Source organism: Bacteroidota bacterium (assembly GCA_034439655.1).
In the GTDB taxonomy this organism is placed as follows: domain Bacteria; phylum Bacteroidota; class Bacteroidia; order UKL13-3; family UKL13-3; genus CANJUD01.
In genome coordinates, this window is the sequence record JAWXAU010000027.1 from 1 (window position 1) to 10,095 (window position 10,095).

Genomic DNA, 10,095 nt, shown 5'->3' on the forward strand with positions numbered 1-10,095 from the left:
CAATTTTTATGGTGTCATTGTTCCTGCTTGATATGAATACTTTGAGTTTCATTGAAATATTTATTTGTTGGTTGTGTCTGTCCTACGCTTGTGCATAACTTGTATATAGGAGCCATAAAATCACCCCAATCTCACTAATTTGGTTCGTTTGAGCAATAAACATTCCTTTTTTACTTTGCAATAATAATAAGAATTGAGCATTATTTTACATGTTATTTTACTTTAATTGATCTCGCTTGAAGAATCATGAATTTTCTATAAATCATCAAATGGACTTTTCATATTCTGAATATTTTTCATACTTACATGGTTGTGTATTTATACTAATTCTTAAACTATAATAGTTCTCTGCCTTACGCGGATTAGTTTTTAGAATGGTAATGCCGAACTACATCACAAAAGCCCCGCTTAATCCCGATAATTATCGGGATGCGGGGGCTTAGTCCCCCTTTTTTGGACTATTTTATTTTAAGTTTCGGTATAATTTCTAACATTACCTTCATCTGTTGTATATTTGATAAACTGCATAACAAAAAAAAGTGGCTGGTCTTTTAGAGACCAACCACTTTTTAAAATTTACAATACTTATCGTATTATATTTTTGTGAATCTTTTGGTAGTATTTATACTGTTATTATAAAAATTGATGAAATAAATACCATCGGTTAACTCACTTACAGGTATAGTTTTATTACCGCCTTTAAGGGTATGTTTTGCAACTATTTGGCCTTTCATATCTATTATATCTGCATTTATCATTTCGTCTATATTTATTAAGTTGTTAATATATATATTTTCTTTTGTTGGGTTAGGGTAGATATCCATAACCTGACTGCTGGTGTTTGCCTCGGCAATGCTTGTGTTTGTAGTTTGATCAAATACTGCGAATGGGCTAAGCGAAGTGATGTTTGCTCTTTGTATGCTATACATGTTACTGCCCAATGAGGCAGCCGCAGCACTAGTTTGCACATCCCATGCACCAGAAGTATAATGTGATATATATGCTTTGGTATTATCAAAACCATTTACTTCTGCATTCGAATACCATTTCAAGTTTACATTAATATTGAGGTTTGCAGCCACATCCGATTCAAGCATCCAAGTGGCATTAACCATGTGTTGACTGGCTGATAAAATTGTACCCATAGTACCTTGTGAATATACCTTTGGAGACACATTAGCTCTTATTTGTCTGTTCGACGAGCCTGTATTAAGTTGAATATTGGTAGGGAAATAATAGGTTACAGTTCCGATAGGAAAATTAACCGAAGTTCCAGTTACAAGTGGCATCACTAAAAAACCGAAAGAACCTGTTATCACATAAGAAGTACTGCTTGCACCTGTAATAGTGCCTGCTGAACCCATTACCAATTTATAATTTGACAATGTGATAGTACCGTTCACAAAATTCAAGTCACCGTCAATTTCTAAATCGGAGCTGATTACGATTGTACCACCACTAATTACGTTCACTGTGAAATTATTTACAATATTTTCGGTAGGCGTGAACCTTAAAGAACCTGCTGGAGCTGTTACGGTATTGATAATTATATTAGAAGCCGAGCCCGAAGAAATTGTTCCTGAACCTGTAGCCGCTATATCTCCTTTTATGGTAAGTGTATTATTGCCGAGTGCCAATACCCCACTAGTAAGTTTAAGGAAACCATTAACTTGTATAGAAGATGCTGCAATTACAGATGAACCTGCTGGTACATCAATGGTAACATCGTTCAATCCTGAACCTGAAAGTTCTACACCAACAGTTGAAGTTGCAGTTGAATAGTGAACATTATATTTTGCGGTAAGATCAGCAGAACCGCCACTTACTATAAAAATTCCGCCTGCCATCATAATAGTCGTATTACTTTCTACAGCAATACTACCTCCAGTTTTGGTGGTGAATGTGCCTGCTGCAAAAACCAATTTGTTGTTTACTTTAATACTCGCTGTAGTTGCTAGGGCTGTTGCTGCGGTTGTAAGCGTGTAAGCAGTAAGTGAGCCTGTGAATGCAAGTGTTGCATAGGTAGCAAATACCACATTACCCATTACCATAGTGCCTGTTCCAGTTAAAGTGCCTAAACCTAACCAAAGCGAATCGCCTGAGGTAGCAGTTAAGGTTCCATCAACAGTTAAAGAAGCCAATGAACCATTGATAGTAAGGTTAACATTTGCAGCTACCGATATACTTGATGGTATAACGATTTGGTCGTTGACTACGTTGGTAGAGGGTGCAGAATTACCTGCCCATGTAGCATTGTCAGTCCAGTTGCCACTACTTACGGCTGTAAATGTTGCAGCCGATGCCGCTTGTACCATTACGAATGAGCAGACCATGAAGCAGATTTTAATAAGACTAATCTTATTCTTTTGATTAACGGTTTTACCGTTCTTTTTTTGTAAAGTTTCCATTTTTATTTATGTTTAATTAGTTAATAAATTATTATAGTGCAAAATTGAGAACAATCGTGTTTTGGTGAATTACACAATTGTCTAAATATATTATATATATTACAGAAATCAATAAATGAAATTTTTTATCCATTTATATATATATATAGAGAGAGAGAGAGAGAGAGAGAGAGAGAGAGAACCTAATAAAATCTTGAAATTTTAGATTTTGTATTATATCAATTCTTATACTATAATAGTTCTCCGCTTGAGGCGGATTGGTTTTTAAAATTGCAATACAAGCTACATCCCGTTGCGGGAGATTAGTCAATTTTTTCGGACTATTATACCGAAACTCAATATAAAATAGTACAAAAAAAGGGGGACTAATCCCGAAAGCTTTCGGGATGTAGTTCGGCATTACCATTCTTCAACTAAAATAGTCTTTTGGACTATTTTAGTTGAAGAAATGGTATTATATATTGAATTTCGGTATAATACATCCACAAATTATGGATGTGGACGACACCATCGTGTACAGAAAACCGTTCTGTAAAATTAAGAAGTAGGTAATTTATTATACCCCCTGAGAAAGTTCTGGGGCAATTTTTGATTTATCCAATTTCTTGACCACCGTTTTGAAAAGAATTAAATTTATTCCACTAATAATAAATACAATTCCCGACACTGTAAGTGCTTTGCTATAGTCAAAATAAGTAGTTGAGATAATAAATACAGCACCAAGAGCTACAAAGACCCCTAAGATTAATCTTATAATATCTGTCTGTAAACTTACATTATCTTTCAGCATTAATATTTGCAAACAGAAAATAACTTCGGTAATACCATAATATAATAGAAAGAAAGTTGTGATATTAAAAAAACTTTCAATGTTGTTGGCAAAAAATAAAATCGCAAAACCATAAACAACCATACCTACTGCATGTAAGGCGTGATAATTTAAAGGTACGCGTATGTGCCTGCTCTGGTAAGCGGTAACAAAGGCAAAAGTAGCACTTAACAACATTCCAATACCAACAATATATTGAATTGAATAAGTTGGGTTATATGCCACAGTCAAAACCACGATTCCAGTTATAATTATTAAAATACCATAAATGGCTAAGGATGCATATCTGTTCATAATTGTAAGTTTTTTTTTAATTTATGGTTTAGGATTCTATGAAATTAATCTACACAAATAAATTTTATTGATATAGATGATTATAGGACAAAGGTGTGAGTATTTTGCCTACTCATACTTATATATTTATGAAAAAAATTTACATATATCCCATGTTTTTCTTATTTGCACTGTGGGACTGTATTTCAGCCATCAACATATCCGTACCCAATCCTTTTGCAATAGCTATTCCCAATTTCGCCTCGGCACGAAAGAAATGACAAAGCTGTCGGTTGATAATTATATCTCTTTTTTCACCCACAATGCCCATCATGGAACCCACAATATTTGAAACTAAATTATGTCTATCATAATCATTCATGGCTTTATTATACAATAAACCAGGTTGCGTATAATGGTCGTTATCGTTTTCACCGTTTCTATCATACCAGTCGGCAACGTTGCTTTCTAAAGGCATTGCAGGTTCTTTGTAATTTTCATCTGCATATATATCATCAAAACTGTTAGGTGAATAATTAGGCGATTCGGCTCCGTTTTCATCCGTACGCATAAAGCCATCACGTTGGTAATTTGCAACCATATAGGGACATTTGTTTACTGATAGTAACTCATAATTCACACCCAAACGATAGCGGTGTGCATCGGGATAGGAGAGCAAACGGCCCTGTAATAATTTATCGGGCGAATAGGAAATACCATCCACAACATTGGCCGGTGCAAATGCACTTTGTTCAACCTCGGCAAAATAATTCTTGGGAATTTGATTCAGCTCCATCACACCCACATCAATAAGGGGGAAATCGTGATGGTACCATACTTTGGTTATATCAAAAGGATTGAAAGGGAATTCTTTAGCTTGCTCGAGGGTCATTACTTGTATTTGCATTTTCCATTTCGGAAAATCTTTTTTATCAATAGCATCTACCAAATCGCGTTGGGCAAAATCGGGGTCTTTGCCTTTCATTTCTACAGCTTCATCATTGTTAAAATTCTTTATTCCCTGCAGGTTTTTGAAATGAAATTTTACCCATACTTTTTCATTCTTTGCATTAAACATACTAAAGGTGTGCGAGCCAAAACCATCCATGTGCCTATGGCCATAGGGTGTTCCTCTATCGCTCATCAGTATCATAACCTGGTGCAAACTTTCTGGATTCAAGCTAAAAAAATCCCACATCATTGTAGGGCTTTTGCAATTGGTTCGTGGGTCACGTTTTTGTGTATGTATGAAATCGGAAAATTTCTTAGGATCTTTAATGAAAAATATAGGAGTATTGTTTCCTACCAAATCCCAGTTTCCATCTTCAGTATAATATTTCATCGCAAAACCACGTGGGTCTCTTTCGGTATCGGCACTGCCTTTGTCGCCACCTACTTGCGAGAAGCGAACAAACATTTTAGTTTCCTTGCCTATCTTATTAAATATTTTTGCTTTAGTATACTGGCTTATATCATGGGTAACCGTGAAGGTTCCGAATGCTCCGCTACCTTTAGCATGCACCACTCTTTCAGGAATTCTTTCCCTATTGAAGTGAGCCATTTTTTCATGTAATATATAATCTTGCAAAAGTAAAGGGCCTCTCGGCCCAATACTCATACTATTTTCATTTTCCACATAGGGCTTACCCGATGTAGTAGTGAGTTTCTTATTTTGTTTTTTATCCATCTGATTAGTTCGCGTTTGCGACTTTTTTCCCTTCGAAATGAAACTCGACCCTACGGTTCATCTGGTCTTCTGCATCGCTACATTCTACGCCTTGCACACAGCGGTTAACAACTTGCGATAAACCATAACCTGTGGCAACCATACGCTTTTTGCCAACACCTTTTTTGTTAAGATAGCGAACTGCTGCGGCATGACGGTCATTGCTCAATACTATATTATATTCAGGTGTGCCTCTGCTGTCGCAGTGACCACCAACTATCAATTTCATATCAGGGAATTCTTTCATATAGTTAACCACGCTGTCTAAGTATGAAATCGCATCGGGACGTATATCATATTTATCAAAATCGAAGTATATAATTCCGTTAATAGGCATGGGTGCTTTTACTTTTACAATTTGATCCAAATTGGCTTTTACAATAATAGGTTCTTCTACAGGCACTACTGCCAATACTTCTACTGGAGGTTTTGGTCTGTACCCAATAGTATATATAGAGGTGACAAAGTCGCTATCCAAATCCTCACGATTCAAGTCAAAATATAAAATATCATCTTCGCCATTTCCACTTGTATTTCTGTTTGAAGTTATATAACCTGTTTTACCGCTTTTTAGGAATATAATTCCATTATCATCGGCTGTAGAATTAAAAGGATATTTCATAGGTTTAGCTTTCTCCAAGCGACCATTATTGTTTAATGCTACACAAACGTCCATACCTCCCAAACCTTGATAACCATTTGAAGCAAAATAGAAATTACCTGCACTGTCCATACTCGGATATTTCTCTCTGTTGAAAGTATTAATATTGGAACCCATATTGATGGGGCTGCCCCAAGTATCTCCTACACGGTTGCAATAATATAAATCTGTTTCACCATAGCCACCTGCCATGTCGGAAACAAAATAAAGTCGTGATCCATCAGGAGAAAGGAAGGGATTGGCCACCGAATAATTATTACTATTATGCGGGAACGCAACTGCTTTTGTCCATTCTCCATCTTTCTTTGTTAGCATAAATATCTTATTACGTTCGATGCCTAATGTTTTCTTTTCATCACCTTTCAAATATTTCTCAACACGAGTTGTATATATAGTATCATAGTTTTTCGAGAAACAAGCTGGACCATCATGGTATTTATTATCAATATGCTTTCCGCCCAAGGGTGCTAAATCTGTATAGTTTGTGTCATTATTAGTCATGCTTTTAGCATAATATAAATCTAAATAATTTGAACCAGTCCATGGGTATACTTTACCATGTCCTGCAGTTTTTCTGGAAGATGCGAACACAATTCCGTCTTTATATAATACTGGAGAGAAATCGGCTTCTTTCGAATTGAGCTTGGCAACATTACTGATGGTAATCTGCTCATCCCATTGGTGGTCGTATACGACAGTATCAATTGATTCACTATAGAATTTTCCACGAGGATCGGAGGGTACCAACTCTGTATACTTATTGAAAGCAATTTTTGACTCTGAATATCTTCCATTACTTTTTAATACTTGTCCATAGTTTAAATAAAACTCAGGTTTGCTATAAGTGCCTGCTGCATTTACTTTATCATAAGCTTCTTGTTCCGACTTCTTATAACAGTTCATTTTACGGTAGCATTCGCCTAGTTTATAATATAGGTCGGTAGTTGGATTTTTATCAATTGCTTTTTGATAAAGTTTTGCGGCTTCATAATATTCCCAATTATTATAAAGTCTATCGGCTTTTTTTGTTTGAGCATTCACTGTTATACAAAACAGAGCGGCAATGATGATGGTATATATGTTTTTCATTTTCGTATTTATTTAGTAATTTGTGTGTATTTAAAAGAATCTAGGACTCGTCATTTTAGTTTTAGTGCGGCTAAGGTCCCATCCAATCATGAACTCGTGCGTGCCACTATTATATTGACCATTGCGGTTCAAATAGTAATCGTAAGAATAACCGAAACTGAACGCATTGGACATTTGGAATTGCAAAATACCTATCAGCATATTATCTGTACCAGTCATATTGATTCTTTTGCCGACTCTGTAACCCGCTCCAAGAAATAACTTTTCGAAGAAGATAAACGAAGCGTCAATTTCACCAACCACCGGTGCCGACTGAACATACTTCATCAAAATTGAAGGTCTAAAATCAACTGATTTGGTTAAAGGTAAAACTACACCTGTGGTTAAATAATATTGTCTGTAAAACTTTGCCTTATCGGCACCCGAGGCATCAGTTAAACCAAATCTTGATTGCAATAGGTGATTGGCACTCAGTCCACAATAAAAACGTGGTTTGTAAAGATATAATCCTGCAGCGGCATCGGCAACCCAATTTGAGTTTGCGTTTGCTGCAAATGCGGGATCATTATTATCATCAATATTTATTTTGTCCCAACCTACACTTACATTGTTTACCATTCCTGTTACTCCAAATGCTAATTTAGCTTTTTCACTAACTTTGGCATGATAAGCATAGGTGAAATTTACACCTGTATTTTTTAACGGGCCTGCTTTGTCGTTATTTATTTGCAAGCCTAAACCCACTTTACTATTGGGCAATGCACTGTGAATGCTCAACGATTGACTAGTAGGTGCACCTTCCATCTTAGCCCACTGACTGCGATGAACCAAGCTGCCTGAGAACACTTCCCGGCTTCCAGCATAGGCTGGATTTATATTAACCGGGTTGAAGAAATACATGGAATATCCTGGATCCTGTTGTGCAAATGCACCGAAGGAGAGTAGTCCCAAAACGATTGTTGAAATTATCTTATTCATTGTTTTAATTTTTTAAATGTTTTATATATATATTAATTTTAATAATTATCTTTTTATAATAACCCAACCACGTTTATCTACATTGCCATAAGTGACGATATAATAATAAGTGCCATCGGGTAAATCGTCCCCGTTCATGTTTTTACCAGTCCATAGAATGGTTTTATTATCATAGTTATCTCCTACCCAAACTTCATTGCCCCAACGGTTTATTATTTGTACTTTGTTTACAGGATAGAAATCAAGTACTGGTATTTTCCAATAATCATTATACCCATCGCCGTTTGGAGAGAAACCATTGAAGAAGTCTAATACAGGTACTACAGTTATTACTACAGTACTAGTTTTTGAACATCCCGTTGATGTATTTGTTTCTGTTAAATAATAAGTGGTAGTCACAATCGGGCTGGCTTGTGGCTCAGCAACTGTAGTTGAACTTAAACCTACTGAAGGCGTCCAGCTATAAGTATTCCCTGCAATGGCAGGTGCTCCGATAACGGTACTTGCACCCAACAATATAGTTTGTCCAACTCCAGCATTAGCAGCAGGCAGCGGATTCACCGTAAGCACAGTTACTATAATACTATCGCAGCCATTCACAGTTTTATAAGTATTACTATAATTACCAGAAGTGGTTCTATATATTCCTCCAATTACAACACTGTCGCCATTACAAATTGCTAGTGCGGTATTATTTGAATATACAGGATACACCGTAAATACAGTTACTATAATACTATCACATCCACGTGTGGTAATAAGTGAATCGGTATAGGTGCCTTGTATGGTTCTATATTTTCCTGCTATCATTAAGCTATCACCACTACAAGTAGAAGCAGTTAAATTATTTATAATACTAGGGAATAGAGTAAACACCGTAGCTACTACACTGTCGCATCCATGAATTGTATATAGCGAATCGGTATAAGTGCCTGGTATAGTTCTATATTTCCCAGCTATAAATAAGCTATCGCCATTACAGGTAGATACGGTTGCACTCTTTGTATAAGAAAGATACACAGTTAGTGCAGTATAAGATATACTATCACATCCTTTCGTTGTTTTCAACGAGTCTGCATACATGCCAGTGAAAGATCTATATTTACCTGCAATAAACATACTGTCGCCATTACAAATAGAAACAGCATAATTTAAGATATAAACAGGATTCACATTAAGCATGGTAACTATAATACTGTCACAACCTTTTATGGTAGTAAAGGTATCAGCAAAAGTTCCTGATGCAGTCCTGTATAATCCAGCTATGTATAAGCTATCACCTTTACAGATTGTGGCAGATACATTTTTAGTATAGGTAGGATTTATGAATAGTGATGTCGATATTATACTATCACATCCTTTAATTGTAGTAAATGAATCAGAATAAGTTCCAGATATAGTCCTGTAGAATCCAGCAATGAATAAACTATCTCCCATACAAATTGAGGTAGCTAAATTTGTTTTATAAGAAGGATGCACTGTAAGCATGGTAACTATAATACTGTCACAACCTTTTGTGGTGCTCAAAGTATCATTATAAGTACCCGACGTTTTTCTGTAGGTTCCTGCAATTGATATACTGTCTCCACTGCAAATAGCTGCGGTTTTGTTGGTGTTATATTTGGGGTTAACCGTTAAAACAGTAACTATAATACTATCGCAACCTTTTGTGGTGCTCAAGGTGTCATTATAAGTACCTGATGTTTTTCTGTAGGTTCCTACAATGGATATACTATCGCCGCTACAAATAGTTGCGGTTCTGTTTGATGTATATTTTGGATTAACCGTGAGAACGGTAGATATAATACTATCGCATCCTTTAACAGTGCTAAAAGTATCATTATAAGTACCTGATGTTTTTCTGTATGCACCTACAATGAATATACTATCACCGCTGCAAATAGCTGCAGTTTTGTTGGTAGTATATTTAGGATTGACCGTGAGAACAGTTACTATAATACTATCGCAACCTTTTGTGGTGTTCAAGGTATCATTATAAGTACCCGAGGTTTTTCTATAGGTTCCTGCAATCGATATACTGTCGCCACTGCAAATTGCTGCGGTTTTGTTGGTTGAATACTTGGGGTTAACCGTAAGTACGGTAACTATAATACTGTCGCAACCTTTTGTG

At 36.0% G+C, this 10,095-nt stretch carries 6 protein-coding genes; all 6 read right to left on the reverse strand.

What is annotated here, in order from left to right:
* Positions 1-593 precede the first annotated feature (593 nt).
* Complete coding sequence (locus tag SGJ10_01710) at positions 594-2,408, reverse strand: T9SS type A sorting domain-containing protein (GenBank protein ID MDZ4756841.1); 1,815 nt, start codon at positions 2,406-2,408, stop codon at positions 594-596.
* Between the two features lie 556 nt (positions 2,409-2,964).
* Positions 2,965-3,531, reverse strand: coding sequence for a DUF308 domain-containing protein (locus SGJ10_01715; protein MDZ4756842.1), 567 nt, complete (start codon positions 3,529-3,531; stop codon positions 2,965-2,967).
* A gap of 139 nt (positions 3,532-3,670) precedes the next feature.
* Positions 3,671-5,197, reverse strand: coding sequence for a catalase (locus SGJ10_01720; GenBank protein MDZ4756843.1), 1,527 nt, complete (start codon positions 5,195-5,197; stop codon positions 3,671-3,673).
* A 4-nt stretch (positions 5,198-5,201) separates the two neighbouring features.
* Positions 5,202-6,986, reverse strand: coding sequence for an OmpA family protein (locus SGJ10_01725; GenBank protein MDZ4756844.1), 1,785 nt, complete (start codon positions 6,984-6,986; stop codon positions 5,202-5,204).
* A gap of 30 nt (positions 6,987-7,016) precedes the next feature.
* Positions 7,017-7,964: a type IX secretion system membrane protein PorP/SprF gene (locus tag SGJ10_01730; GenBank protein ID MDZ4756845.1), complete on the reverse strand. Its 948-nt coding sequence runs from the start codon at positions 7,962-7,964 to the stop codon at positions 7,017-7,019.
* Between the two features lie 45 nt (positions 7,965-8,009).
* A partial coding sequence (locus tag SGJ10_01735; GenBank protein ID MDZ4756846.1) for a gliding motility-associated C-terminal domain-containing protein occupies positions 8,010-10,095 on the reverse strand: 2,086 nt, incomplete at its 5' end.